This is a genomic window from Streptomyces sp. NBC_01276, assembly GCF_041435355.1.
Taxonomy (GTDB): domain Bacteria; phylum Actinomycetota; class Actinomycetes; order Streptomycetales; family Streptomycetaceae; genus Streptomyces.
Genome location: NZ_CP108442.1, coordinates 5943885 through 5970496 on the forward strand (window position 1 = coordinate 5943885; position 26612 = coordinate 5970496).

Consider the following 26612-nt stretch of genomic DNA (forward strand, 5'->3'; position numbering starts at 1 on the left):
ACGGCCGGCGGCGGTGCCGGGAGCGTTCGGCCGTTCGAGGGAATCATTTCGACCGGAGGGTAGGCTAACCTAACCTCCGTGTTGGTCGAGAGTCCCCCCGAACAGAGCGTGGCGCCGCCCGCCGCCGCCCGTACGCGCCACGGCGCCCGTGCGGCCGGTCTGCTGGCCGCCCTCGTCGTACTGGCCCTGGTGGTGGTGGCGAGCATCGCCGTCGGCGCCAGGGCGATGCCCCTGGAACAGGTCTGGCACGGCCTCTTCCACTTCACGGGGACCACCGAGGACGTGGTCGTACGGGACCTGCGGATCCCGCGCACCCTCCTGGGCGTGATGGTCGGACTGGCCCTCGGCCTCTCCGGAGCGGTGATGCAGGCGCTGACCCGCAACCCGCTGGCCGAGCCCGGCATCCTCGGCGTCAACGCGGGCGCCGCGGCGGCCGTCGTCTCGGCGATCAGCTTCCTCGGGGCGGACTCCCTGGACGAGTTCGTCTGGTGGGCCTTCCTCGGCGCCGCGCTCGTCTCGGTCCTCGTCTACGTGCTCGGCGGCAGCCGCAGCGCGACGCCGGTGCGGCTCGCGCTCGCGGGTACGGCGGCCAGCGCGGCGCTCGTCGGCTACATCAACGCGGTCCAGCTGATGGACAGCAAGGCCCTGGACAAGCTGCGCTTCTGGACGGTGGGTTCCCTCGCCTCCGCCACCATGGACACCGTCACGCAGGTGGCGCCCTTCCTGCTGGCCGGGGCCGTGCTCGCGCTCGCGCTCGGCCGGCCGCTCAACGCGATGGCCCTGGGCGACGACACCGCGCGGGCGCTCGGCGCGCACCTGACCCGGACCCGCGTCGCGGCCATGGTCGCCATCACCCTGCTGTGCGGGGCCGCGACCGCCGCGTGCGGGCCGATCGTCTTCGTCGGGCTGATGATCCCGCACCTGGTGCGCCTGGTCACCGGGCCCGACATGCGCTGGGTGCTCGCGTACTCGGCGGTGCTGTCGCCCGTGCTGCTGCTGGGCGCCGACGTGGTCGGACGGGTCGTCACCCGGCCCGGCGAGCTCCAGGTCGGCATCGTCACCGCGCTCATCGGCGGTCCCGTCTTCATCTACCTGGTTCGGCGCAAGAGGATGGCCCAGCTGTGACCGCGACCCCCCTCGCCCCGGCGGACACGACCGCGCAGGCGCCGGCGCAGGGCGCCCGGCTGCGCGCGCTGCGCGGACCCGGCGGCGTCTCGCTGCGCGTCGAGGGCCGCGCCCTGGTGACCGGGGTGGTGCTGGCCGCCGTGGCGCTGGCCCTGGCGGTCGTGCTCATCGGCACCGGCGACTTCGAGATAGCCCCGGCGGACGTCGTACGGACGCTGCTGGGCAACGGCAGTCCCGCCGACGACTTCATCGTCAACGACCTGAGGCTGCCGCGGGTGCTGGTCGCGGTGCTGGTCGGCGCGGCCCTCGGGATGGCCGGGGCGGTCTTCCAGTCCGTCTCGCGCAATCCGCTCGGCTCCCCCGACCTGCTCGGCTTCGGGTACGGCTCGGCGGTCGGCGCGCTCGCCGTCATCATCCTGTTCAAGGGCGGTGCGGCCGAGGTCGCGGCGGGCGCGGTGGCGGGCGGGGTGCTCGCCGGCGCCGCCGTCTACCTGCTCGCGTACAAGCAGGGGGTCCACGGCTACCGGCTGGTGCTCGTCGGCATCGGGTCCTCCGCCGTCCTCGTCGCCGTCATCCAGTACCTGATCGCCAAGGCGCAGCTCGTCGACGCCACCCGGGCCATGGTCTGGCTGACCGGCTCGCTGGCCGGCCGCGACTGGTCCCAGGTCTGGCCGCTGCTGGCGACCTGCGCACTGCTGTTCCCGCTGGTCCTCGGGCAGAACCGGGCCCTGCGGATGATCGAGATGGGCGACGACTGCGCGTACGCGCTGGGCGTGCCGGTGGAACGGACCCGGATGCTGCTGATGCTCGCCGCGGTCCTGCTGACCACCGCGGCGGCCGCCGCGGCCGGCCCGATCAGCTTCGTCGCCCTGGCCGCGCCCCAGCTGGCCCGGCGGCTGACGCGCTCGCCCGGCCCGAACCTGCTCACCGGCGCGCTGATGGGTGCCGTCCTGCTGCTGGCCTCCGACCTGGCCTCGCAGCGGGCCTTCGGCGCCGACCAGCTGCCGGTGGGCGTGGTGACCGGCCTGGTGGGCGGCGTCTACCTGCTCTGGCTGCTCGTCACAGAGCGCAGGGCGGGACGCATATGAGCGCGCGGGGCGCCAGGCTCCCCGCGCCCGGCAACGAGCCCGGCACGGCGCCGGGCCACACGAGGAGTACCCAAGTGCAGCGGCTGACCGCGGAGAACGTCACCCTCGGCTATGACCGGCGGGTCATCGCCGAGAACCTGTCGGTGGAGATCCCCGACCACTCCTTCACCGTGATCGTCGGCCCCAACGCCTGCGGCAAGTCCACGCTGCTGCGGGCCCTGTCGCGGATGCTGAAGCCGTCCGCCGGGCGGGTGCTGCTGGACGGTCAGGCCATCTCCTCGATGCCGGCGAAGAAGGTGGCCAGGATGCTGGGGCTGCTCCCGCAGTCCTCGATCGCGCCCGACGGGATCACCGTCGCCGACCTGGTCTCGCGCGGCCGGTACCCGCACCAGGGGCTGCTGCGCCAGTGGTCGGAGCAGGACGAGCGGATCGTCGCCGAGTCGATGGCCTCGACCGGGGTCGCCGAACTGGCCGACCGGGCCGTGGACGAGCTGTCGGGCGGGCAGCGCCAGCGGGTGTGGATCGCGATGGCGCTGGCCCAGCAGACCCCGCTGCTGCTCCTGGACGAGCCGACGACCTACCTGGACATCCAGCACCAGCTCGACGTGCTCGACCTGTGCGCGGAGCTCCACGAGAACGAGGGCCGGACCCTGGTGGCGGTGCTGCACGACCTCAACCACGCGGCCCGCTACGCCACCCACCTGATCGCCCTGCGCGGCGGCGTCGTCGTCGCCGAGGGGCCGCCCGCGGAGGTGGTCACCGCCGAGCTGGTGGAGGAGGTCTTCGGGGTGCGCTGCCAGATCATCGACGACCCGGAGACCGGGACGCCGCTGGTGGTCCCGGCCGCCCGTCAGGCCCGCGCCAGGGCGGCCGTCTGAGTCCACCGCGGGCCCGCCGGTCCGGCGGGCCCGGCGCCTCAGAGCAGGCTCTTGAGCCGCAGCAGGTCACGGAAGCCGGCCTCCAGGCGGACCCGGCCCGAGGCCCAGGCCTTGGCGAACTTCAGTTCGCCGGCGACCAGCGCGAGCAGGTCGTCACCCGACATCGCGAGCCGGATTTCGGCCTTGGCGCGCGGCGGCCCCGGGGCGACGGCGTCCACCCGGATCCGGCCGTTGTCGAGGCGGCCGGAGAAGGTCTGGTCGAGGTCGGTGACGTGACAGCTCAGGGACCGGTCGAAGGCGGCCGCGCCGCGCACGCCGTCATCGGCCCGCGCCAGGTTGTCGGAGAGTCGGTCGAGTGCGTCGCGGCACTCCTGGATCGTAGCCATGGTGATCACGACCGTACCGCAGAGCCCTGCGTGGCCGGACCCGCGCTTCGGGGTAGCGTCGGGGCATGACCGACGACGTGTCCGGGGGCCTTCCGGACGTCCCCGAGGAGCCCGGGGCAGAGCCCGCCGGGGAGCCCGCGGGCCCCGCCGCGCTGGGCCTCGTACGCACCCCCACCGGCCACGCCGGGGTCGACGCGCACCTGGAGCGGCTGGCGGACGCCGACCACCTGCCTGCGGACGAGCACGCCGCGGTGTACGAGGATGTCCACGGGGGACTGCGCGAGGCGCTGACCGCGCTGGACGCACCGCCCGTCCCCGGACCTTACGAAAACAGGAGCTGAACCGAACGTGGCAGGAGTGGCACGCCGCCGCCTGGACGCCGAACTGGTACGCCGCAGCATGGCCCGCTCGCGAGAGCACGCGGCCCAGCTGATCGCCGCGGGACGGGTCACCGTGGGAGGCACCACCGCGACGAAACCGGCCACGCAGGTCGAGACCAGCGCGGCCCTCGTCGTCCTCAAGGACGACAGCGACCCCGACTACGTCTCCAGGGGCGGCCACAAGCTGGCCGGCGCCCTCGCCGCGTTCCGTCCGCGGGGGCTGGAGGTCGAGGGCCGGCGGGCGCTGGACGCGGGGGCGTCGACCGGGGGCTTCACCGACGTGCTGCTGCGCGCGGGCGTGGCCCACGTCGTCGCCGTGGACGTCGGCTACGGGCAGCTCGCCTGGTCGCTGCAGAGCGACGAGCGGGTCACCGTCAAGGACCGTACGAACGTCCGCGAGCTGACGGTCGAGCTGATCGACGGGACCCCCGTCGACCTGGTCGTCGGCGACCTGTCCTTCATCTCCATCGGGCTGGTGCTGCCGGCGCTGGTGCGCTGCACGGCGCCCGGCGCGGACCTGGTGCTGATGGTCAAGCCGCAGTTCGAGGTCGGCAAGGAGCGCCTGGGCAGCGGCGGAGTGGTGCGCAGCCCCGAGTTGCGGGCGGAGGCCGTGCGGGAGGTCGCGGCGCAGGCCTGGAAGCTGGGGCTGGGCGTGCTCGGGGTGACGGCGAGCCCGCTGCCGGGGCCGTCGGGGAACGTCGAGTACTTTCTGTGGCTCCGGGCGGGGGCACCCGCGCTCGACCCGGGGGATGTCGATCGTGCAGTGGCGGAGGGGCCGCAGTGACAGACGCGTCAGCAGGTTCAGCAGGTTCAGCAGGTTCAGCAGGTTCGGGGGGCCCGGGGGACCGGGAGGGGGAGGTGCGGACCGTCTTCCTGCTCGCGCACACCGGGCGGCCGGCGGCCATCCGCAGCGCGGAGCTGGTCGTGCTCGGTCTGCTGCGCTCGGGCCTGCGGGTCAGGGTGCTGGAGCAGGAGGCGCGGGATCTGCCGCTGCCGCCCGAGGTGGAGCTCGTCGCCGAGTGCACGCCGAAGGTGTTCGACGGGTGCGAGCTGCTGATCGTGCTGGGCGGGGACGGGACCCTGCTGCGCGGGGCTGAGTTCGCGCGCGGTTCGGGGGTGCCGATGCTGGGCGTCAACCTGGGCCGGGTGGGCTTCCTCGCCGAGGCCGAGCGCGACGACCTGGACAAGGTCGTGGACCGGGTGGTGTCGAAGTCGTACGAGGTCGAGGAGCGCATGACCCTCGACGTCCTGGTGCGGACCAACGGTGACGTGGTCCACCGGGACTGGGCGCTGAACGAGGCCGCCGTCCAGAAGGTCTCCGCTGAGCGGATGCTGGAGGTGGTCCTGGAGATCGACGGGCGCCCGGTGACCGGCTTCGGCTGCGACGGGATCGTCTGCGCGACGCCGACGGGCTCGACGGCGTACGCCTTCTCGGCGGGCGGGCCGGTGGTCTGGCCGGAGGTGGAGGCGCTGCTGATGGTGCCGATCAGCGCGCACGCCCTGTTCGCGAAGCCGCTGGTGACCTCGCCCACCTCGGTGCTGGCGGTGGAGGTGCAGAACGGCACCCCGCACGGGGCCCTGTGGTGCGACGGGCGCCGGACGCTGGAGCTGCCGTCGGGGGCGCGGGTCGAGGTGCGCCGGGGCACGGTGCCGGTGCGGCTCGCCCGCCTGCACCACGCGTCGTTCACGGACCGGCTGGTCGCGAAGTTCGCGTTGCCGGTGTCGGGCTGGCGGGGCGCCCCGCACGAGACCAGCTGATCATGTAATAGCACATGCGTTCGGAGAACTCCGGGCGGGTGACGTCACATGGCACCCGGGAAACCTCGGTATCGTCGTCCCGTGCTTGAGGAGATGCGGATACGGTCGCTCGGGGTCATCGACGACGCGGTGGTCGAGCTGTCGCCCGGTTTCACCGCGGTGACCGGCGAGACCGGCGCGGGCAAGACGATGGTCGTCACCAGCCTCGGGCTGCTGCTCGGCGGTCGCGCCGACCCCGCCCTGGTGCGGATCGGTGCCAAGGCGGCGGTCGTGGAGGGGCGCGTCGTGCTGCGCCCCGACGCGCCCGCCGCGCTGCGCGCGCAGGAGGCCGGCGCCGAACTCGACGAGGGTGCCCTGCTGATCAGCCGGACGGTGTCCGCCGAGGGGCGTTCGCGCGCCCACGTCGGCGGCCGCTCCGTCCCCGTGGGCCTGCTCGCCGAGCTCGCCGACGACCTGGTCGCCGTCCACGGACAGACCGACCAGCAGGGGCTGCTGAGGCCCGCCCGGCAGCGGCAGGCCCTCGACCGGTACGCCGGGGACGCGGTCGCCGTCCCCCTGGAGAAGTACGCGGGCGCCTACCGGCGGCTGCGGGCCGTCGCCGTCGAGCTGGACGAGATCACCACCCGGGCCCGGGAGCGGGCTCAGGAGGCGGACCTGCTGCGCTTCGGACTCGACGAGATCGCCGCCCTGGAACCCCTGCCCGGCGAGGACGCCGAGCTGGCCGCGGAGGCGGAGCGGCTCGGGCACGCCGAATCGCTGGCCTCCGCCGCGCAGGCGGCGCACGGGGCGCTCGCCGGAGACGTGGAGGACCCGGAGGGCGTCGACGCCAACACGCTCGTCGCCGGTGCCCACCGCGCCCTGGAATCCGTACGCTCCCACGACCCGGTGCTCGGCGGGCTCGCCGACCGGATCGGGGAGCTCGGGATCCTGCTGGCCGACGTGGCCGGGGAACTCGCCGGGTACGCCGACGACCTCGACGCCGACCCGCTGCGGCTCGCCGCCGTGGAGGAGCGGCGGGCGGCGCTGACCCAGCTGGTGCGCAAGTACGGCGACGCCGACGGCGGGCTGGGAGCCGTACTGGAGTGGGCCGAGCGGGGATCGAAGCGGCTGCTGGAACTGGACGGCGACGACGAGCGGATCGGCGAGCTCACCGCCGAACGCGACGGGCTGCGCGGCGAACTGTCCGCCCTGGCCCAGGCCCTGACGGACGCCCGGACGGAGGCCGCCGCGCGGTTCGCCGCGGACGTGACCGCCGAGCTCGCCTCCCTCGCCATGCCGCACGCGCGGGTGACCTTCGACATCCGCCAGACGCAGGACGCCGAGGGCGTCGAGGTCGGCGGCCGCCCGGTCGCGTACGGGCCCTCGGGCGCGGACGAGGTCGAACTGCTGCTGGCACCGCACCCCGGTGCCCAGCCGCGGCCGATCGCCAAGGGCGCCTCGGGCGGTGAGCTGTCGCGGGTCATGCTGGCGGTGGAGGTCGTCTTCGCCGGCTCCGACCCGGTGCCCACGTACCTCTTCGACGAGGTCGACGCGGGCGTCGGCGGCAAGGCGGCCGTCGAGGTCGGGCGACGGCTGGCCAAGCTGGCCAAGTCGGCCCAGGTCGTCGTCGTCACCCACCTCCCGCAGGTGGCGGCCTTCGCGGACCGGCAGCTGCTCGTGGAGAAGACCGTCGACGGATCGGTGACCCGCTCCGGCGTGACCGTCCTGGAAGGCGAGGACCGCATCCGCGAGCTGTCGCGGATGCTCGCCGGCCAGGAGGACTCGCAGACGGCCCGCGCCCATGCGGAGGAACTCCTGGAGGCGGCGCGCGCGGACGCGTGAGCCAACGCGCGCCCGCACGGGGACGGACGCCGACGGGGGTCCGGAACGCAGGGCGTTCCGGACCCCCGTCGGCGTCCGAAAGGGCATCGGGGTGACGCGAAACTAGCCCGTGTGGGTGAGGCTGGGGGGCGTGCGGCGGTATCTCGCACGGGATCCGCACCCGTATGGTCCCGGAACGCGCGTGCGGACTGGCATCCTGGGCGACGTCTCTGACCCCTCACCCTGGAGCCTCGGCCCGTGAGCAGCTCCCCGGTCTCCCTTCCGGTCCCCGCACAGCCGTACGGGCGGCCCCCGCTGCGTACCGTCCAGGTCCTCGGCGGCGCCGGCGCGGGCAGCTGCGCGCACGTGCGGTCCCTCGCGACCGGGCTCGCCGCCCGGGGCGTGCGGGTGACCGTGTGCGCCCCCGTCGCGGCCGAAGGCGAGTACGACTTCACCGGCGCGGGCGCGCAGTTCACCCCGGACGCGGTGAGCGCCCTGCGGGCCGCCTGCGCCGGGGCCGACGTGGTGCACGCGCACGGCCTGCGGGCCGGGATGCGGGCCGCGCTGGCGCTGCGCGGCGGCGCGCGGCGGGTACCGCTCGTGGTGACCTGGCACGGGGGCGCCCCGGAGCCCGCGGGCGCGCTCGGGCGGCTGAGCCGGCTGCTGGAGCGGCGCGTGGCACGGGCCGCCGCCGTGGTGCTGGGCGCCTCCACCGACCAGGTCGACCTGGCGCGGCGGCGCGGGGCCAGGGACGCCCGGCTGGCCGCCCCGGCCGTACCCGTCGCGGCGGCCGTCTCCCTCGCCCCGGTCGGGGAACCGGCCGCCGAAGCCGGCAAGACCCGGGCGGAACTGGGGGCCGTGGAGCGGCCCTTGGTGATCGCCGTGGGCAGTCTCGTGGCGCGCCGCGGCTACTCCCTGCTGCTCGACGCGGCCCGCGCCTGGCGGGTGCTGGACCCGCTCCCGCTGCTGGTGATCGCGGGGGAGGGGCCGCTGCGGGCCGAACTCGCCCGGCGGATCGAGGCGGAGGGCCTCCCCGTACGGCTGCTGGGCCGCCGCCGGGACGCGGACCGGCTGCTGGCCGCGGCCGACGTGGCGGTGCTGCCGAGCCGCTGGGAGGGCCGCTCGCTGCTGGCCCAGGAGGCGCTGCGGGCCGGGGTGGCGCTGGTGGCCACGGAGGTCGGCGGAGTACCGGAGCTGGTGGGCGACGCGGCGGTACTGGTGCCGTACGGGGACCCGGGTGCGCTGGCCGGCGCGGTGGCCGGGCTGCTGGACGACCCGGGGAAGCGGGCGGAACTCGCCGCCGCGGGCCGGGCCCAGGCCGCGACCTGGCCCTCGGAGGACGACACGGTGGCGCAGGTGCTGTCGGTGTACGACGAGCTGATGGAACGGCTGCGGGGCTAGTGACCTGAGTCAGAGGTTTGTCGTTGGTTTGGGTATGAGTCGTCCTGGTCCGAAGATTCCGCCGTTGTCGGTCACTGATGCCCAGCGTGCTGTGCTGGAGGGCTGGTTACGTCGTCGTTCGACGGCGCAGGCTTTGGCTCAGCGGTCGCGGATCGTGCTGGAGTGCGCGGAAGGCCATTCGGTGATGGAGGTGTCGCGGCGGCTTGGGGTCGCTCCGGACACGGTCCGCACCTGGCGGCGGCGCTTCATCGAGCACGGCCTGGACGGGCTGGGCGACGAGCCGCGTCCGGGCGTCCCGCGGAAGATCACCGACGCCGATGTCGAGCGGGTGATCGTCAAAACGCTGGAGGAGACGCCGAAGAACGCGACGCATTGGTCGACGAGGTCGATGGCCGCGGCCACGGGGATGTCGCAGTCGACCGTCTCAAGGATTTGGCGGGCGTTCGCACTGGCCCCGCACCGGTCGCAGACGTTCAAGCTGTCGACGGATCCGCTGTTCATCGACAAGGTCCGTGATGTTGTCGGCCTCTATCTGGACCCGCCGGAGAAGGCTTTGGTCCTGTGCGTGGACGAGAAGTCGCAGATCCAGGCCCTGGACCGGTCTCAGCCAGTTCTGCCGATGATGCCGGGCGTTCCCGAGCGCCGAAGCCACGACTACATCCGCGCCGGCACCACCACCCTCTTCGCGGCCCTCGAGGTCGCGACCGGCAAGGTCATCGGCTCCCTCCACCGCCGCCACCGGGCCGCCGAGTTCAAGAAGTTCCTGGCCAAGGTCGACAAGGAGGTCCCGGCAGATCTTCAGGTCCACCTGATCCTCGACAACTACGCGACCCACAAGACACCCGACATCAAGAAGTGGCTGCTGGCGCACCCTCGCTTTCACCTGCACTTCACACCCACCAGTGCCTCATGGCTGAACCTGGTGGAACGGTGGTTCGCCGAGCTCACACAGAAGAAGCTGAAGCGCGGCGTCCACCGTTCCGTCCAGGCCCTCGAACGCGACATCCGAGCCTGGCTCGCCGACTGGAACAACCAGCCCCGGCCCTTCGTCTGGACGAAGACCGCCGACGAGATCCTCGACAAAGTCGCCGCTTACTGCCACCGAATCTCTGACTCAGGTCACTAGGGGGTGTCTGACGGATCCTGCCCGACCCGCGCCGCCCGGCGGAGGAGGGTCAGGAAGGCGTGGCGTGGCGGCGGGCGCGGAGGGCGAGGCTGAGGGACAGGACCGTCTCCGGGTCGTCGAGGTCGGTGCCCAGCAGCTCCGAGATGCGGGCCAGGCGGTTGTACAGGGTCTGGCGGTTCAGGTGGAGCTCCCGGGCCGTCTCCGCCTTGCGGCCCGCGTGGGCCAGGTACGTCTCCAGGGTCGGGAGGAGCGGCGGCCGCGAGTTCGCGTCGTGGACCCGCAGCGCCCCGATCGCACGGTCCACGAACGCCGCCAGGTCGGGGTGCTCGCGCAGCCGCCACAGCAGCAGGTCGATGTCGAGTCGCCGGGCGTCGTACCAGGGGCGGGCCGGCAGCCCGTGCGCGGCCGTGGCTGTCTCGGCGGCGTGCCGCAGCCCGGCCGAGGCCGCCGCCCAGCTGCCCGAGACGCCGACGACCACCGCCGGCGGGGCCCCGGCCCGGTCGAGGCCGGCCCGCTCCACCCCGGCCCGCAGCGCGGCCGCGACCCGGTCGGCGACCGCCGCGCGTTCCGACTCCGCGCGCAGCGAGACCAGCAGCGGGACCCGCCCCTCCACCGGGCGGACGCCCAGCAGCACCGGGACCCCGACCGACGACAGCTCCTCCAGGACCGCACGGGCCAGCACGGCCCAGTTCCCCGAGGCCCCCAGGTCGGTGGAGAGCCTCATGACGATCGGCAGCAGCGGGCCCGTCCCGGGCCGGAAACCCAGGACCCGGGCCTGCGCCGGGGCGTCCTCCGCCGAGATGCGGCCCTCCGCCAGGTCCGTCAGGAAGTCGCCCCGGCCGCGCGCGGCCAGTTCCTCCTCCTGACGGGCCTGCATGAGGACGACCGCCAGGACCCCGGCCGTGCGTTCCGCCGCCATCCGGTGGACCGGCAGCAGCGGCGCCGACACCCCGGCCAGGACGACCCGGGCCCGCACCGACCCCGTGCCGTGGCCACCGCCGGGCACGTCGACCACGACCGCGGTCGCCGAGGGTTCGGCGGCGCGCTGACCGCGCAGGCCCTCCCACACCTGGAGGGGGTCGGCGGCGGCGTCCCCGGTCCCCGGCCCGGCGGCGTACAGCAGCTGGCCGTCCGCGGTCTCCAGGAAGACGGGGTTCGCGGTGAAGTCGGCCAGGACGCGCAGCACCTGTGGGATCCCGCCGCCCCCCAGCAGGGCCTCGGTGCAGCGCCGGTGGACCTCCTCGGCCCGCTGGAGCAGCGCGTAGTGCCCGTTGACGATCTCGGTGTGGACCTCTTCGGTGACGGCCACGAACGGGACCTCGCGGTGCAGCTGCACCAGCGGCAGTCCCGCGGCCTTCGCGGTCTCCACGATGGTGGCCGGCAGCCGCGTGAACCGCGGGCCGAGTTCCACCACCAGCGCGGCGATGCCCCGGTCCGCGAGACGGCGTACGAAGGCCCGCTGCTCGGCGGGCCGGGTGCCCAGCCCCAGTCCGGTGGTCAGCAGCAGCTCCCCGCCCTTGAGCAGCGAGGCGATGTTGGGGACCTCGCCGGCGTGCACCCAGCGGACGGTCCGGCCGAGCCGGTCGGCGCAGGCCACCACCTCCGGGAGACCGCCGCGCAGCCCCGGCAGCTCCAGTGCCCGCTGAACCGTGATCCCGCCCTGATTGTCCATATCGCGGACGCTACCAAAGGGTCAGGCGGGCCTGATGTTGTGGTTGAAGCGGAAGACGTTGTCGGGGTCGTAGTGCCGCTTCACCGCGCGGAGCCGGCGCAGGTTGTCCGCGCCGAACCCGGCCGCCACCCGCTCCTCGCCCTCGTCGCCGGTGAAGTTGAGGTAGACCGCCCCGCTGCTCCAGGGCCGTATGTCGGCCCGTACGCCCTTCACCCACTGCCGGCACCGCTCGTCGTCGGCCGGGTCCTCCCAGATCGCGAACGGGTGCACCGCCCACGGCGAGTCCCGGTACGGGACGGGGTACCCGTCCGGCGCGTCGGCGATGGCCCCGCCCAGCGGGAACAGGATGTGCTGGGTGCCGGTGGGGACCGGCATGGAACCGGCCCGGGAGCAGAAGACGTCCACCGCCTCGTCGGGCAGGCCCGTCAGGTACTCGGCGGACCAGTAGTTCCGCAGGCCCGGAGGGTCGTCGAGCATGCACTGGAGGTCGGCGTACGGGATGGCCGTGACGACCTCGGCCTCGTGCGGCACGGCCAGCAGGGGCGCGGCGAGCCGGCGCATGGCCTCCTCCGGGCCGGCGTAGGTCAGCAGGACCGCGCAGAGCAGGCTGCCGACCAGGTGGGGCGGGACGAACGGTTCGGGAGGGGCGGTCAGGAAGATCACGCCGCCGCTCGCCTCGCGCGGCCCGGACGCGATGAGTTCCCGGTACGCGCCCGTGACCTCGGCTCCCCGCTCGGGCGCGTACAGCAGCATCGCGATCGACATCGCGGGCAGCTCGTGCAGCCGCAGGGTCAGCGAGGTGACGACCCCGAAGTTGCCGCCGCCGCCGTGCAGTGCCCAGAACAGCTCCGGGTGGTCGGCGGCGGTCGCCGTCACGCACGTGCCGTCGGCGGTGACCACGTCCGCCCCGACGAGGTTGTCCACGGCCAGCCCGAACGTCCGGTCCAGCCAGCCCGAGCCCCCGCCGAGCACGAACCCGCCGACGCCGGTGGTGGAGGCCCGGCCGCCGGTGGTGGCGAGGTCGTACGGCTGGCAGGCCCGGTCCAGATGGCTCATGGTGGCGCCCCCGCCGACCCGGACGGCCTTCGCCGCCGGATGCACCGTCACCTCGTGCATCCGGCGCAGGTCCACGACCAGCGCCCCGTCGCCCAGGGCCATGCCGGCCACGCTGTGACCGCCGCCGCGGACCGCTACCGGCAGGTCCAGCTCACGGGCGAAGCGGACCGCCGTGACCACGTCCGCCTCGTCCTCGCACTGGGCGATGACGGCCGGACGCCGGTCGACCATGCCGTTGAACACCCTGCGGACCTCGTCGTACCCGCCGTCGTCCGGGGTGAAGACCGCGCCGGCCAGATCCTCGCGGAGCGCGGCAAGAGCCGTGCCCGCCTTCGAGAGGGGTGCCATGGCCACCCCCCCTTCCCGAGAGGGGCGTTGGATCCTTCCACACTAGGCGGGCACGTACGGGACCGCGCGTCAGCCTCCGTAGGCCCCGCTCGCCGTCAGCCGCAGGGCCGTGTCGATCAGCGGGACGTGGCTGAAGGCCTGCGGGAAGTTCCCGACCTGGCGCTGGAGCTTGGGGTCCCACTCCTCGGCGAGCAGTCCCAGGTCGTTGCGCAGGGCCAGCAGCTTCTCGAACAGGCGGCGGGCCTCGTCGACCCGGCCGATCATCGCCAGGTCGTCCGCCATCCAGAACGAGCAGGCGAGGAAGGCGCCCTCGTCCCCCTCCAGGCCGTCGACACCGGCCTCCTCGCCGGCGGTCGGGTAGCGCAGGATGAACCCGTCCGGGGTCGAGAGCTCGCGCTGGATCGCCTCGATCGTGCCGATGACCCGCTTGTCGTCCGGGGGCAGGAAGCCCATCTGCGGGATCAGCAGCAGCGAGGCGTCCAGCTCCCGCGAGCCGTAGGACTGGGTGAAGGTGTTGCGTTCCGGGTCGTAGCCCTTCTCGCAGACGTCCGCGTGGATCTCGTCGCGCAGCTCGCGCCAGCGCTCCAGAGGTCCGTCCGCGTCCCCGCTCTCGATCAGCTTGATCGTGCGGTCCACCGCCACCCACGCCATCACCTTGGAGTGCACGAAGTGGCGGCGCGGGCCGCGCACCTCCCAGATGCCCTCGTCCGGCTCGTTCCAGTGGACCTCCAGGTAGCGGATCAGCTTCAGCTGGAGGACCGAGGCGTAGTCGTTGCGGGCCAGGCCGGTCATGTGGCCCAGGTGCAGGGCCTCGGTGACCTCGCCGTACACGTCCAGCTGCAGCTGGTGCGCGGCGCCGTTGCCGACGCGTACGGGGGCCGAGTTCTCGTACCCGGGCAGCCAGTCCAGCTCGGTCTCACCCAGCTCCCGCTCGCCCGCGATCCCGTACATGATCTGCAGGTTCTCCGGGTCGCCGGCCACCGCGCGCAGCAGCCAGTCCCGCCAGGCCGAGGCCTCCTCGCGGTAGCCGGTGCGCAGCAGCGAGGACAGGGTGATCGCCGCGTCGCGCAGCCAGGTGTAGCGGTAGTCCCAGTTGCGGCTGCCGCCGATCTCCTCCGGGAGGGAGGTGGTCGGCGCGGCGACGATCCCGCCCGTGGGGGCGTACGTCAGCGCCTTGAGGGTGATCAGGGAGCGGATCACGGCCTCCCGGTAGGGGCCGTGGTACGTGCAGTGGTAGACCCACTCCCGCCAGAAGTCGCTGGTGGCCTCAAGGGCCGCCTCGGCGTCGGGCGTCTCCGGGGCCCCCTTGTGGGAGGGCTGCCAGCTGATGGCGAAGGCCACCCGGTCGCCGGGGCCGACGGTGAAGTCGGAGTACGTCGTCAGGTTCTTGCCGTACGTCTCCGTACCGGAGTCCAGCCACACGGAGTCCGGTCCGGCGACGGCCACGGTGCGCCCGTCGACCTTGTGCACCCAGGGCACGACCCGGCCGTAGCTGAAGCGCATCCGCAGGGCCGAACGCATCGGGACGCGTCCGCTGACCCCCTCCACGATGCGGATCAGCTGCGGCGCGTGGTCCTCGCGGGGCGGCATGAAGTCGATGACGCGGACGGTCCCCCGGGGGGTGTCCCACTCCGACTCCAGCACCAGCGAATCGCCCCGGTAGCGGCGGCGGGCGGCCCGCGGGGGCTCCGTGCCCGGCGCGAAGGCCGGGCCGATGCGCCAGAACCCGTGTTCCTCGGTGCCCAGAATGCTCGCGAAGACGGCATGGGAGTCGAAGCGTGGCAGGCACAGCCAGTCCACCGCCCCGTCCCGGCAGACCAGCGCCGCGGTCTGCATGTCCCCGATCAGTGCGTAATCCTCGATGCGCCCGGACACGTTGCTCTCCAGTCGAACGGCCACGTCCGCCCCGTAGGGCGCTTGCAATGCGCTGTTGCGCGGTCTCCTGTGCGCAGGGATCCCCGCGTTGAGCCCTAGATTGCCGGAAGTGGCGCGGTTACGCCGTTTGCCGGGCTGCTCGGCGGCGATGTGCAGCGGTATCCGAGCAGGGTATGACGGCACCCTAGTGATCTCCTGAAGTCTTGGGACAATGTGACTCGGCTGAACGGGTGAGCTGGGGTAATGCGCAGGTCAGGGCGGTCTTGAGGCGGTAATGGGGGAGTCGTGGGAGGCGCTCGCGCCGCGCGCCCGGAGGCAGACCCGTCGAGGCGCTGATAGGCTGGTACCCCGTGGACCGGTGGTCTGCCTGTGCGAATCAGGAGCCCCGAAACCGCAGCTTCGGCGCCCCCTGAGACCCTCCCGGGATCTCCGCGGAACGGCGCCGGACGCACCTCACCTCGCGACCACGGGAGCCCCCTCTTGGCGATGCCGCCCAAATCCATGACGACCAAGCACATCTTCGTCACCGGGGGTGTCGCTTCGTCCCTCGGCAAGGGGCTGACGGCCTCCAGCCTGGGTGCGCTGCTGAAGGCGCGCGGCCTGCGGGTCACGATGCAGAAGCTCGACCCGTACCTGAACGTCGACCCCGGCACGATGAACCCGTTCCAGCACGGCGAGGTGTTCGTCACCAACGACGGCGCCGAGACCGACCTGGACATCGGCCACTACGAGCGCTTCCTCGACGTCGACCTCGACGGCTCGGCCAACGTCACCACCGGCCAGGTCTACTCGCAGGTCATCGCCAAGGAGCGGCGCGGCGAGTACCTCGGTGACACCGTGCAGGTCATCCCGCACATCACCAACGAGATCAAGCACCGCATCCGCCGCATGGCGACCGCGGACGTCGACGTGGTCATCACCGAGGTCGGCGGAACCGTCGGCGACATCGAGTCGCTGCCGTTCCTGGAGACCGTCCGCCAGGTCCGCCACGAGGTCGGCCGCGACAACGTCTTCGTCGTGCACATCTCGCTGCTGCCCTACATCGGCCCGTCCGGCGAGCTGAAGACCAAGCCCACCCAGCACTCGGTCGCGGCCCTGCGCAACATCGGCATCCAGCCCGACGCCATCGTGCTGCGCGCCGACCGCGAGGTCCCGACCTCGATCAAGCGCAAGATCTCGCTGATGTGCGACGTCGACGAGGCGGCCGTGGTCGCCGCGATCGACGCCAAGTCGATCTACGACATCCCCAAGGTGCTGCACACCGAGGGCCTGGACGCCTACGTCGTGCGCAAGCTCGACCTGCCGTTCCGCGACGTCAACTGGACGGTGTGGGAGGACCTGCTGGACCGGGTCCACAACCCCGACCACGAGGTCAAGGTCGCGCTCGTCGGCAAGTACATCGACCTGCCCGACGCCTACCTGTCGGTGACCGAGGCGCTGCGCGCCGGCGGTTTCGCCAACCGGGCCCGCGTCCAGATCAAGTGGGTCACCTCCGACGACTGCAAGACCCCGGCCGGCGCGGCGGCGGTCCTCGGCGACGTGGACGCGATCTGCGTCCCCGGCGGCTTCGGCGACCGCGGTGTCAACGGCAAGGTCGGCGCGATCACGTACGCCCGCGAGAACAAGATCCCGCTGCTCGGTCTGTGCCTGGGCCTGCAGTGCGTGGTCATCGAGGCCGCGCGCAACCTGGCGGGCATCGAGGAGGCGAACTCCACCGAGTTCGACGCCTCCACCCCGCACCCGGTCATCTCGACCATGGAGGAGCAGCTGGCCTTCGTCGAGGGCGCGGGCGACCTGGGCGGCACCATGCGTCTGGGCATGTACACGGCCAAGCTGGCCGAGGGTTCCATCGTCCGCGAGGTCTACGGCGACGCGTACGTCGACGAGCGCCACCGCCACCGCTACGAGGTCAACAACGCCTACCGCGGCGAGCTGGAGAAGAAGGCCGGCCTGGTCTTCTCCGGCACCTCCCCGGACAACAAGCTCGTCGAGTACGTCGAGTACCCGCGCGAGGTCCACCCCTACCTGGTGGCCACCCAGGCCCACCCGGAGCTCCGCTCCCGCCCGACCCGGCCGCACCCGCTCTTCGCGGGCCTGGTCAAGGCCGCGGTGGAGCGCCAGCAGAAGGCCTGACGCTCGGTAACGTAGGCAGCCGGGGTACGAAGATCCGTACCCCGGCTGTCGTGCGTTGTGGAGGGCATTCGGCATGGGCAACGTCATCAAGGACACGTCCGAGACCTGGGAGACGCTGGCGACCCGGCGGCCGTTCGAGGGGGCGAAGACGGCGGTCGCCTCGGACCAGGTGCGGATGCCGGACGGCTCGGTGGTGCGCCGCGACTACCAGGTGCACCCGGGCTCGGTGTGCGTGCTGGCGCTGGACGAGGACGGGCGGGTGCTGGTCATCCGCCAGTACCGCCACCCGGTGCGGCACCGGCTGTGGGAACTGCCGGCGGGCCTGCTGGACGTCCCCGGCGAGAACCCGCTGCACGCGGCGCAGCGCGAGCTGTACGAGGAGGCGCACGTCAAGGCGGAGGACTGGCGGGTGCTGGCCGACTTCTTCGCCTCGCCCGGCGGCTCCGACGAGGCGATCCGGATCTTCGTGGCACGCGGGGTCGCGGAAGCGGAGGGGGAGCGGTACCAGGAGTCCTCCTCGGAGGAGGCCGACATGGAGGTCGCCTGGGTGCCGCTCGCGGACCTGGTCCGGGGGATCCTGGCGGGCGAGCTCGGCAACCCGGGACTGGTGACGGGGGTCCTCGCGGCCTCCGCCGCCCTCGCCGGCGAGGGCGGCCTGGACTCGCTGCGCCCGGCCCTGTCCCCGTGGCCCGCCCGCCCGTACACGGCGTAGCCCCCCGCCGCGCCCGGCCGGGGCGCCCCCCGCAAAGGGGCAGGTCGGAAAATAGGCCCATCCGCTGATCCGATCGGGCGATCTGTCCGCCGCGCTCCCCACGGGTCGTCGCTCTGCGTGAACTACGCTCGCAACCCGAAGGCAGGGAGAGGAGCGGATCCGTGGCGGATTTCGTCGGGCGGCGGCGTGAGCTCAAGGAGCTGCGCGAGGACATCGCACGGACCGGGCTCGACACCCTCTCGGGCCGCAAGGCCAAGGCGCCCCGCGCGCGGGTGCTGCTCGTCGCGGGGCGGCCCGGGTCCGGGCGGACGGCCCTCGCCGAGGCGTTCGTGCGCGAGGTCGCCCCCCAGTACCCCGACGGTCTGCTCCGGGTACGGCTCACCACCCCCGGCGGGGAGACCGTCGCCACCGAGCGGGCGGTGCGGACCCTGCTGGAGGGGCTCGGACACGCCACCCCGCCCGGGGCCGGGGAGGACGATCTGAGCGCGGTCCTGCGGGAGGCGCTCGCCGGGCGGCGGGTGATCCTCCTGGTCGACGACGCCGCCGACCCGCACCAGGTCGACGCCCTGCTCCCGGACACCCCCGAGTGCCTGGTGGTGGTCACCGCCGAAGGGCCGCTCACGGGAATCCCCGACGTCCGCCCCTGCACCCTGGGCGGCCTGGAGACCCCCTCCGCCGTCGAGCTGCTGTCCCGGCTCATCGGGGACACCCGGGTCACCGTCGACCCGCGCGCCGCCGAGGGCCTCGCCGAGGAGTGCGGCGGGCAGCCCGCGGCGCTGGCCCTCGCGGGGGGCTGGCTCGCCGCGCACCCGAAGGCCGCCGTCGCCGACGTGGCCAAGCAGCTCCACGACATGCCCGTCGGCACCGCCGGGCCGCTGGCCCGTTCCTTCCGGCTGGTCTACGAGTCCCTTCCGCAGCCCGCCCAGCGCACCCTGAGGCTGCTGCCGCTCGCGCCGGCCGGGATCCTCGACTCGCACACCGCCTCGGCCCTCGCCGGCTGCTCGGTGGCCGCGGCGCAGTCCACCCTGGAGGACTTCGTCGGGCTGGGCCTCGTACGGCACGCACCCGACGGCATGTTCCTGCTGCCGGGCTGCCTCACCCCCCTCATCCAGGCCCTGCTGGAGGCCAAGGAGCGCCCCGCCGAGGTGCAGCTGGCACGGGCCCGGATGCTGGAGCGGACCGTACGGCTGCTGACCTCCTGCCGGGCCACGGCCGAAGAGGACGAGGACCTGCTGCGCGAGCACCTCGACGGGCTGCCGCGCGCCCTGCGCTTCCCCGACCGGCGCTCCGCCGCCACCTGGCTGGACACCCGGCTGCCCGCGCTGACCGCCGCCGCCCACCTGGCGGTGGCCGACGGCGGGCTGGACACGCTGGCCCGCAGGCTGGTCGCCGCGCTGGTGCGGGCGCTGGCCGAGCACCGCGGCACGGGGGCCGCCGCCCCCGAGCTCTACGGCCTGCACCGGCTGGTCCTGGACGTGGCCGAGCGGCGCGGCCTGCACCGGGAGCGGGCCGCCGCGCTGCTGAACCTGGCCGATCTGGACGCGGCGACCGGGCGGACCGAGGAGGCCCTGGAGCGGTACCGGTCCGCGCTGGACGCGGGAAAGGCCGCGGCGGACCCGTACGCGACGGGCCGCGCGATGGAATCCGTAGGCGGCGCGTACCAGGAGCTGGCGGACTGGCCGCGGGCCTCCGACTGGTTCGGCCGGGCCCTGTCCCACGCCCTCGCGCGCGGGGAGCGCGCGGACGAGGCCAGGCTGTACGGGCGGCTCGGCAACGTGCACACCTACGCCGGCCGCTACGGGGAGGCGCTGCGCAGCTGGCGGGCGGCCGCCGCGGGGTACCGCAGGCTCGCCGATGTCCCGGGCCAGGCAAAGGCGTTGAGCGAGATGGCGCGGGTCCAGGAGTACGCCGGACGGCCCTCGGAATCGCTGCACACCTGCCGCGACGCGATCGAGCTCGCGCGCCGGGCCGGGGACCTGCGGCTTCAGGCCGCGCTCCAGGTCAGGCTGGCCGACACGCTGGACCGGCTGGGCGACCCGGCGGCCGCCAGGCTGCACCGGTCGGCGGCCGACAGATTGCTGGGAGATGACCCCGCAGCCTGCGAAATCCGTAGTGCTTCCGACTGAGATTATTGGTTTGCAAGGCTAGACAGCGACTCATCCTTCATTAGACTGGGTTCACCGCGGCTTCCCGTGGTGCATCCCGTTGCGCGTTCTTGTGGGCGGGTATGTATGGAAGTGACCCGTAATATCCCCTGAGCCAAGGACCGTGATCGACGATGAAGGTCGGCATCCCCCGCGAGGTCAAGAACAACGAGTTCCGGGTCGCCATCACGCCCGCCGGCGTGCATGAGCTGGTCCGCAACGGCCACCAGGTCTTCATCGAGCAGAACGCCGGTGTGGGCTCCTCGATCACGGACGCCGAGTACGTCTCGGCCGGCGCCGAGATCCTCGGCACCGCCGACGAGGTCTGGGCGACCGCGGACCTGCTGCTGAAGGTCAAGGAGCCCATCGCGGAGGAGTACCACCGCCTCCGCAAGGACCAGACGCTCTTCACCTACCTGCACCTCGCGGCCTCCCGCGAGTGCACGGACGCCCTGCTGGAGTCCGGCACCACCGCCATCGCGTACGAGACGGTCGAGACGGCCAACCGCGCCCTCCCGCTGCTCGCCCCGATGTCCGAGGTCGCGGGCCGTCTGGCCCCGCAGGTCGGCGCCTACCACCTGATGCGCTCGGCCGGCGGCCGCGGTGTCCTCCCCGGCGGCGTCCCCGGCACCCACGCCGGCGAGTGCGTGGTCATCGGCGGCGGCGTCTCCGGCTGGAACGCCGCGCAGATCGCCATCGGCATGGGCTTCCACGTGACCCTGCTGGACCGCGACATCAACAAGCTCCGCGAGGCCGACAAGATCTTCGGTACGAAGATCAAGACGATCGTCTCCAACGCCTACGAGCTGGAGAAGGCCGTCGTCGAGGCCGACCTCGTCATCGGCGCGGTGCTGATCCCGGGTGCGAAGGCCCCGAAGCTGGTCACCAACGAGCTCGTCGCCAAGATGAAGCCCGGAAGTGTCCTTGTCGACATTGCGATCGACCAGGGCGGCTGCTTCGAGGACTCCCGCGCGACCACCCACGCCGAGCCGACCTTCCAGGTCCACAACTCGGTCTTCTACTGCGTCGCCAACATGCCGGGCGCGGTGCCGAACACCTCCACCTACGCGCTGACGAACGCGACCCTGCCCTACATCGTGCAGCTCGCGAACCTCGGCTGGGTCGAGGCGCTGCGTCGTGACCCGGCGCTCGCGCTGGGTCTCAACACCCATGACGGCCAGGTCGTTTACGGTCCGGTCGCCGAGGCCCACGGCCTGCAGACCCTTGAGCTGGGCACGCTGCTCGGCTGAGTCGTCAACGACTGACGTCAATCTCACGTATCCGGCCGGACCTTGCTCGCAAGGTCCGGCCGGAGGCGTTTGCGGGGTCGCCCACGACCCGGCTCAACTCGCCTCGAACGTAACCCTTTAACCCTTTCGCACACCCGCGAAACTTCGCAGCGACAGCTCGCACGCCCTTGACAGAGTGGTGTTCGGTTGCCGACACATCGTGCCGGGTCCGGCGGATTGTGTTGCCGCTGGGCGGTGACACGCCATAGAGTCGCCAACCGTCGGCATGGTGCAACGCTGACCTATCGATAAGTGTCCTGGTCACGTCCGAGGAGGTAAGACGACTTGTGAATGAGTCGACATTTGCTCCTGGGGGTGGTCGAGCAACCGTGCCCGAGCGGGGCCAGGGTCCTGCCGGGCTCGAAGCTGTCGGCTCCGTCGCAGTCCGCACCTTCGCAAACCACCAGCACATGACGACGCCCCAAAAGAGCATGGACGGCCTAGACGTGAACTCCAGGGCCGGCGACCTGAGCGGCGCAAAGCCCACCGGTTTCGCCGACTACGAAAACGTGCCCGAAGGGCACTTCTACGACCCCGACGCGGAGTACGAACCGGACCCCGAGTACGCGGCCACCCTCGCCCCCGACGCTGCCCGCCAGCGCCGTGAGCGGATCGGCCCGACCGGACGCCCGCTGCCGTACTTCCCGATCCCGGGTCCGCTGACCGACCACGGTCCCGCGAAGATCATCGCGATGTGCAACCAGAAGGGCGGCGTGGGAAAGACCACGTCGACCATCAACCTGGGTGCCGCGCTCGCCGAGTACGGGCGCCGCGTGCTGCTCGTCGACTTCGACCCGCAGGGCGCGCTGTCCGTGGGTCTCGGCGTGAACCCGATGGAACTCGACCTGACGGTCTACAACCTGCTCATGGAGCGGGGCATGTCGGCCGACGAGGTGCTGCTCAAGACCGCGGTCCCCAACATGGACCTGCTGCCGAGCAACATCGACCTGTCCGCCGCCGAAGTGCAGTTGGTCAGCGAGGTCGCGCGCGAGTCGACGCTCCAGCGGGCGCTCAAGCCCCTGATGGCCGACTACGACTACATCGTGATCGACTGTCAGCCCTCGCTCGGCCTGCTGACCGTGAACGCCCTGACGGCGGCTCACAAGGTCATCGTGCCGCTGGAATGCGAGTTCTTCGCCCTCCGCGGTGTCGCGCTGCTGACCGAGACGATCGAGAAGGTGCAGGAGCGGCTCAACCCGGAGCTGGAGCTCGACGGCATCCTCGCCACGATGTACGACTCCCGCACGGTGCACAGCCGCGAGGTGCTCGCGCGCGTCGTCGAGGCCTTCGACGACCACGTCTACCACACGGTCATCGGCCGCACGGTGCGCTTCCCGGAGACCACGGTCGCCGGTGAGCCGATCACCACGTACGCCTCCAACTCCGTCGGCGCCGCCGCCTACCGCCAGCTGGCCAGGGAGGTGCTCGCCCGGTGTCCCGCCGAGTGAGTCTGCCCGGAGCGGACGAACTGTTCCGTACGACCGGGGGGATGGCCCTCCAGTCGTCCTCGCCGCGGCGGGGCGCCGAGGAGGCGCCCGCGGCCGGAGGGACGGAGCACGCGGCACCGGCGGACGGCACGACGAGGACGACGGGCGACGGACGCGGCGGCCGGGAGGCCGGCGATCCGGCGGTGGGCGCGCAGCGCAGGCCGCAGGAAGGTTCTGCCACCGCCGCCGGGGCGTCCTCGCCCCGGCCCGGCAAGGGGCAGGGCCGGGGAGCGAACCGGCGGCCCAGCGGACGTGAACGGCACGACGAGAAGATCACGGTCTACGTCTCCGCCGAGGAGCTCATGGACCTGGAGCACGCCCGGCTGGTGCTGCGCGGGGAGCACGGGCTCGCCGTCGACCGCGGGCGCATCGTGCGCGAGGCGGTGGCGGTGGTCCTCGCTGACCTGGAGTCCCGCGGCGATGCGAGCATCCTGGTCCGCCGCCTGCGCGGCCGCTGACCCTCCGCGCCGCCCGGTCCGGGTGCCGGTGCCACCCGCCCGGCGTCCCCGGCCCGGGAACGCGGGTGGCCGGGTGACCGCGGCCCTCGCACGCTCCGCCCCGACGGTGTTCCGTCCCGTCGGCCGGACCGGGGGGCCGGACGCCCTCGGGGGCGGTTGGTGATCACCCCCGCGTTCCGGCGGGCGTCTGTGGCGCCGCCGCCGGGCCGTGCGGGAAGGGGGCCTCGCGGGAACCCCCGGGCGCGGGTGCGCCCGTACAGCCGCCCGTCACGGCGTGCCCCGTGCGTCCGCCCCGACGGGCGTGGCCCGTACCCCGTACAACCGCCCGGACCGGGCGCCCCGTGGATCCGTCGTCCGCACGGACCCGGCGTACCCGTACATCCGCCCGGACAGGGCCTAGGCTGCTCGTGGCCGCCCGGCCGTCCTCCGCACCACCCTGGACCGCGATGCCCCCGAACCACCCCGCCGCCCGCCCCGCCCGCCGGAGCCTGGGGCGCGGCCCAGGAGCGGCCGAGGAGCCGGAGCCGGCGGAAACCGCCGAGGAGCCCGCTGAGGGCCCCGGGCGGACCGTGGGCGGGGACGGGGCCGTAGGGGCCCCGGGGGCCGCTGACGGGCCCGCCACGCTCCCGGAGGAGGCCGAGCGGGACGGTGCCGACGGACCGCCGCGCCGGCCGGCCGCCGCCGCGGACGCCCCCGCGGGCGGCGACGGGCGGTTCACGCTGCGGCTCGCGAACTTCGAGGGCCCCTTCGACCTGCTGCTGCAGCTGATCTCCCGGCACAAGCTGGACGTGACCGAGGTCGCGCTGTCCAAGGTCACCGACGAGTTCATGGCGCACCTCCGCGCCATGGGACCCGAAGGCGACCTCGACCAGACCACCGAGTTCCTCGTGGTCGCGGCCACCCTGCTCGACCTCAAGGCCGCCCGCCTGCTGCCCGCCGCCGAGGTGGAGGACGAGGCCGACCTCGCCCTGCTGGAGGCGCGGGACCTGCTCTTCGCCCGGCTGCTCCAGTACCGGGCGTACAAGCAGATCGCCGCGATCTTCGAGACCCGTGCCGAGGACGAGGGCAGGCGCTACCCCCGCACCGTGGGGCTGGAGCCGCACCACGCCGAGCTGCTGCCCGACGTGGTCATCGCCATCGGCGCCGAGGGCTTCGCCCGCCTCGCGGTGCGCGCCATGCAGCCGAAGGCGAAGCCCGAGGTCTACGTCGACCACATCCACGCCCCCCTCGTCAGCGTGCGGGAACAGGCGGGGCTCGTCGTGCGCCTGCTCAAGGCGCGCGGCGAGGCCACCTTCCAGGAGCTGACCGAGGACGCCCCGGACACCCTCACGGTCGTCGCCCGCTTCCTGGCCCTCCTGGAGCTCTACCGGGAGAAGGCCGTGGTCCTCGACCAGGAGGACGCCCTGCTCACGCTCACGGTCCGGTGGAGCGGCGGGGACGGCGACGGGATGCCGACGGTGACCGACGAGTTCGGCCAGGTCGTGGAGGTACGCGAATGACGACGACGCAGGAGCTGGACCTGAGGGGGGCCCTGGAGGCCGTCCTGATGGTGGTCGACGAGCCCGCGACGGTGGCGCACCTGGCCAAGGTGCTGGAGCGCGCCCCGCGCGAGGTCGCCTCGGCCCTCGTGGCACTGGCCGACGAGTACACGGCGCAGCGGCGCGGGTTCGAGCTGCGCGAGGTCGCCGGGGGCTGGCGCTTCTACACCCGGCCCGCCTACGCCGCCGCCGTCGAGGCCTTCGTCCTGGACGGCCAGCAGGCCCGGCTCACCCAGGCGGCCCTGGAGACCCTGGCGGTCGTCTCGTACCGCCAGCCGGTCAGCCGCTCGCGGGTCTCGGCGGTCCGCGGGGTCAACTGTGACGGGGTCATGAGGACCCTCCTGCAGCGGGGTCTGGTGGCCGAGGCGGGCACGGAACCCGAAACAGGTGCGATCCTGTACAGGACGACGAACTACTTTCTGGAGCGGATGGGCCTGCGCGGCCTGGACGAGCTCCCGGAGCTCGCGCCCTTCCTCCCCGAGGCGGACGCGATCGAAGCAGAGACGCAAGAGGGTGTTCCGTCGTTCGATCCGGACGCACCGGATACCGATGAAGACGACAAGACGACGGAACTTTGATGCGAAGCAGCGGCAACGGCAACGGCGGCGGCAACAGGAACAGCGGCGGCGGTGGTGGCGGACGCGGTAACTCCCGCGGCGGCTCCTCCTCCGGCGGCGGTGGCTACCGCGGCGGCTCCTCCTCCGGCGGCAACTCCCGCGGTGGCTCCTCCTCCGGTGGGGGTGGCTACCGCGGTGGCTCCTCCTCCGGCGGTGGCGGCTACCGCGGCGGCTCCTCCTCCGGCGGTGGTGGCTACCGCGGCGGCTCCTCCTCCGGCGGGTCCCAGGGTGGCGGCTACGACCGCGACCGTGACCAGGCGCCCCAGCGCCCCCGCAACCCCCGCCCCGAGGAGCGCCGCTACGACGTCGGCCCCGAGGGCGAGCGCAGCGGCCGCAGCGGCCCCCGCGCCGGTGGCGGCGGCGCCCGTGGCGCGGCGGCGCGCGGCGGTGCCAAGGGCGGCCCCAAGACCTCCAGGACCCCCGGCATCGGCGGGGCCGGCGGCCCGCGCAGCGGCCCCGGCAGCCGCAGCGGCCAATCCCGTCCCCGCGAGCTGGACGCGCGGATCGAGGAGCGCGTGCGCGACCGGTACGCCGACAAGCCCGTGATCAAGACCCCGAAGACCTTCCCGGGTGCCGAGGCGGAGGGCGAGCGCCTGCAGAAGGTGCTCGCCCGGGCCGGCATGGGCTCGCGCCGCGCGTGCGAGGAGCTCATCGAGCAGGCCCGCGTCGAGGTCAACGGCGAGATCGTGCTGGAGCAGGGCAAGCGCGTCCAGCCGTCGGACGAGATCAAGGTGGACGGCCTGACCGTGGCCACCCAGTCGTACCTGTTCTTCGCGCTGAACAAGCCCGCGGGCGTCGTCTCCACGATGGAGGACCCGGACGGCCGCCAGTGCCTCGGCGACTACGTCACCAACCGTGAGACCCGTCTCTTCCACGTCGGCCGGCTCGACACCGAGACGGAGGGCATCATCCTGCTCACCAACCACGGTGAGCTGGCCCACCGCCTCACGCACCCGAAGTACGGCGTCAAGAAGACCTACGTCGCCGCGATCACCGGCGCGCTGCCGCGCGACATCGGCAAGCGCCTCAAGGACGGCATCGAGCTGGAGGACGGCTACGCCCGCGCCGACCACTTCCGCGTCGTCGACCAGGTCGGCAAGAACTACCTGGTCGAGGTGACCCTCCACGAGGGCCGCAAGCACATCGTCCGCCGCATGCTGGCCGAGGCCGGCTTCCCGGTGGACAAGCTCGTGCGCACCTCGTTCGGCCCGATCGAGCTGGGCGACCAGAAGTCGGGCTGGCTGCGCCGCCTGACCAACACCGAGGTCGGAATGCTGATGCGCGAGGTCGGTCTGTAGGACCCCCGCAGTACCCCCGCAGTACTCCGGAAGCCCGCGGCGC

22 protein-coding genes are annotated in these 26612 nt (G+C 73.1%); 18 read left to right on the forward strand and 4 right to left on the reverse strand.

What is annotated here, in order from left to right:
• The first annotated feature begins 78 nt into the window (after positions 1-78).
• The 3 genes from OG295_RS26755 to OG295_RS26765 are packed head-to-tail and all read left to right on the forward strand — an operon-like array spanning position 79 to position 3091.
• Positions 79-1125 carry a FecCD family ABC transporter permease gene (locus OG295_RS26755; RefSeq protein WP_371679191.1) on the forward strand — a complete coding sequence of 349 codons (1047 nt, stop codon included), beginning with the start codon at positions 79-81 and terminating at the stop codon, positions 1123-1125.
• Positions 1122-2213 (forward strand): FecCD family ABC transporter permease, encoded by a 1092-nt coding sequence (locus OG295_RS26760; protein WP_371679192.1) that lies wholly within the window; start codon positions 1122-1124, stop codon positions 2211-2213. Before OG295_RS26755 ends, OG295_RS26760 begins: the two co-directional genes overlap by 4 nt.
• Complete coding sequence (locus OG295_RS26765) at positions 2174-3091, forward strand: ABC transporter ATP-binding protein (RefSeq protein WP_371681317.1); 918 nt, start codon at positions 2174-2176, stop codon at positions 3089-3091. Before OG295_RS26760 ends, OG295_RS26765 begins: the two co-directional genes overlap by 40 nt.
• Positions 3092-3129: 38 nt before the next feature.
• On the opposite strand, the gene OG295_RS26770 is transcribed toward OG295_RS26765, so the two are convergent.
• Positions 3130-3477, reverse strand: a complete 348-nt coding sequence (locus OG295_RS26770; protein WP_371679193.1) for an alkyl sulfatase C-terminal domain-containing protein — start codon at positions 3475-3477, stop codon at positions 3130-3132.
• A 65-nt stretch (positions 3478-3542) separates the two neighbouring features.
• Between OG295_RS26770 and OG295_RS26775 the strand changes: the two genes are divergently transcribed.
• The 6 genes from OG295_RS26775 to OG295_RS26800 all read left to right on the forward strand — a co-directional run bounded on the left by OG295_RS26775 (position 3543) and on the right by OG295_RS26800 (position 9942).
• On the forward strand, positions 3543-3818 hold the full coding sequence (locus OG295_RS26775; RefSeq protein ID WP_371679194.1) for a hypothetical protein: 276 nt from the start codon (positions 3543-3545) through the stop codon (positions 3816-3818).
• A 7-nt stretch (positions 3819-3825) separates the two neighbouring features.
• Positions 3826-4641: a TlyA family RNA methyltransferase gene (locus OG295_RS26780; RefSeq protein WP_371679195.1), complete on the forward strand. Its 816-nt coding sequence runs from the start codon at positions 3826-3828 to the stop codon at positions 4639-4641.
• Between the two features lie 74 nt (positions 4642-4715).
• Entirely contained in the window at positions 4716-5615 is a 900-nt protein-coding gene (locus OG295_RS26785; protein WP_356214615.1) for an NAD kinase, read from the forward strand.
• Positions 5616-5708: 93 nt separating this feature from the next.
• Positions 5709-7436, forward strand: a complete 1728-nt coding sequence (gene recN, locus OG295_RS26790) for a DNA repair protein RecN (protein WP_371681318.1) — start codon at positions 5709-5711, stop codon at positions 7434-7436.
• A 237-nt stretch (positions 7437-7673) separates the two neighbouring features.
• On the forward strand, positions 7674-8816 hold the full coding sequence (locus tag OG295_RS26795) for a glycosyltransferase family 4 protein (RefSeq protein WP_371679196.1): 1143 nt from the start codon (positions 7674-7676) through the stop codon (positions 8814-8816).
• A gap of 34 nt (positions 8817-8850) precedes the next feature.
• A complete protein-coding gene (locus tag OG295_RS26800; RefSeq protein ID WP_371678736.1) occupies positions 8851-9942 on the forward strand; it encodes an IS630 family transposase in 1092 nt (363 codons plus the stop codon).
• 49 nt (positions 9943-9991) lie between these two features.
• Here OG295_RS26800 and OG295_RS26805 read toward each other — a convergent pair whose 3' ends face one another.
• From OG295_RS26805 to OG295_RS26815, 3 genes are all read right to left on the reverse strand, one after another.
• Entirely contained in the window at positions 9992-11614 is a 1623-nt protein-coding gene (locus OG295_RS26805; RefSeq protein ID WP_371679197.1) for a PucR family transcriptional regulator, read from the reverse strand.
• Between the two features lie 21 nt (positions 11615-11635).
• Positions 11636-13018, reverse strand: coding sequence for an FAD-binding protein (locus OG295_RS26810; RefSeq protein ID WP_371679198.1), 1383 nt, complete (start codon positions 13016-13018; stop codon positions 11636-11638).
• A 69-nt stretch (positions 13019-13087) separates the two neighbouring features.
• Positions 13088-14893 (reverse strand): glycoside hydrolase family 15 protein, encoded by a 1806-nt coding sequence (locus tag OG295_RS26815; RefSeq protein ID WP_371681319.1) that lies wholly within the window; start codon positions 14891-14893, stop codon positions 13088-13090.
• 486 nt (positions 14894-15379) lie between these two features.
• Here OG295_RS26815 and OG295_RS26820 point away from each other — a divergent pair, with 486 nt between their 5' ends.
• From OG295_RS26820 to OG295_RS26860, 9 genes are all read left to right on the forward strand, one after another.
• Positions 15380-17026 (forward strand): CTP synthase, encoded by a 1647-nt coding sequence (locus OG295_RS26820; RefSeq protein WP_371679199.1) that lies wholly within the window; start codon positions 15380-15382, stop codon positions 17024-17026.
• 73 nt (positions 17027-17099) lie between these two features.
• Positions 17100-17738, forward strand: coding sequence for an NUDIX domain-containing protein (locus OG295_RS26825; protein WP_371679200.1), 639 nt, complete (start codon positions 17100-17102; stop codon positions 17736-17738).
• 161 nt (positions 17739-17899) lie between these two features.
• Entirely contained in the window at positions 17900-19864 is a 1965-nt protein-coding gene (locus tag OG295_RS26830) for a tetratricopeptide repeat protein (protein WP_371679201.1), read from the forward strand.
• Between the two features lie 152 nt (positions 19865-20016).
• Positions 20017-21132: an alanine dehydrogenase gene (gene ald, locus OG295_RS26835; RefSeq protein ID WP_371679202.1), complete on the forward strand. Its 1116-nt coding sequence runs from the start codon at positions 20017-20019 to the stop codon at positions 21130-21132.
• A 368-nt stretch (positions 21133-21500) separates the two neighbouring features.
• Positions 21501-22619 (forward strand): ParA family protein, encoded by a 1119-nt coding sequence (locus OG295_RS26840; protein WP_371679203.1) that lies wholly within the window; start codon positions 21501-21503, stop codon positions 22617-22619.
• Positions 22604-23116 carry a hypothetical protein gene (locus tag OG295_RS26845; protein ID WP_371679204.1) on the forward strand — a complete coding sequence of 171 codons (513 nt, stop codon included), beginning with the start codon at positions 22604-22606 and terminating at the stop codon, positions 23114-23116. Before OG295_RS26840 ends, OG295_RS26845 begins: the two co-directional genes overlap by 16 nt.
• 446 nt (positions 23117-23562) lie before the next feature.
• A complete protein-coding gene (locus OG295_RS26850) occupies positions 23563-24615 on the forward strand; it encodes a ScpA family protein (protein ID WP_371679205.1) in 1053 nt (350 codons plus the stop codon).
• Positions 24612-25232 carry an SMC-Scp complex subunit ScpB gene (gene scpB, locus OG295_RS26855; protein WP_371679206.1) on the forward strand — a complete coding sequence of 207 codons (621 nt, stop codon included), beginning with the start codon at positions 24612-24614 and terminating at the stop codon, positions 25230-25232. Before OG295_RS26850 ends, scpB begins: the two co-directional genes overlap by 4 nt.
• Positions 25232-26569 (forward strand): pseudouridine synthase, encoded by a 1338-nt coding sequence (locus OG295_RS26860; RefSeq protein ID WP_371679207.1) that lies wholly within the window; start codon positions 25232-25234, stop codon positions 26567-26569. The genes scpB and OG295_RS26860 overlap by 1 nt, the downstream gene beginning before the upstream one ends.
• Positions 26570-26612 lie beyond the last annotated feature (43 nt).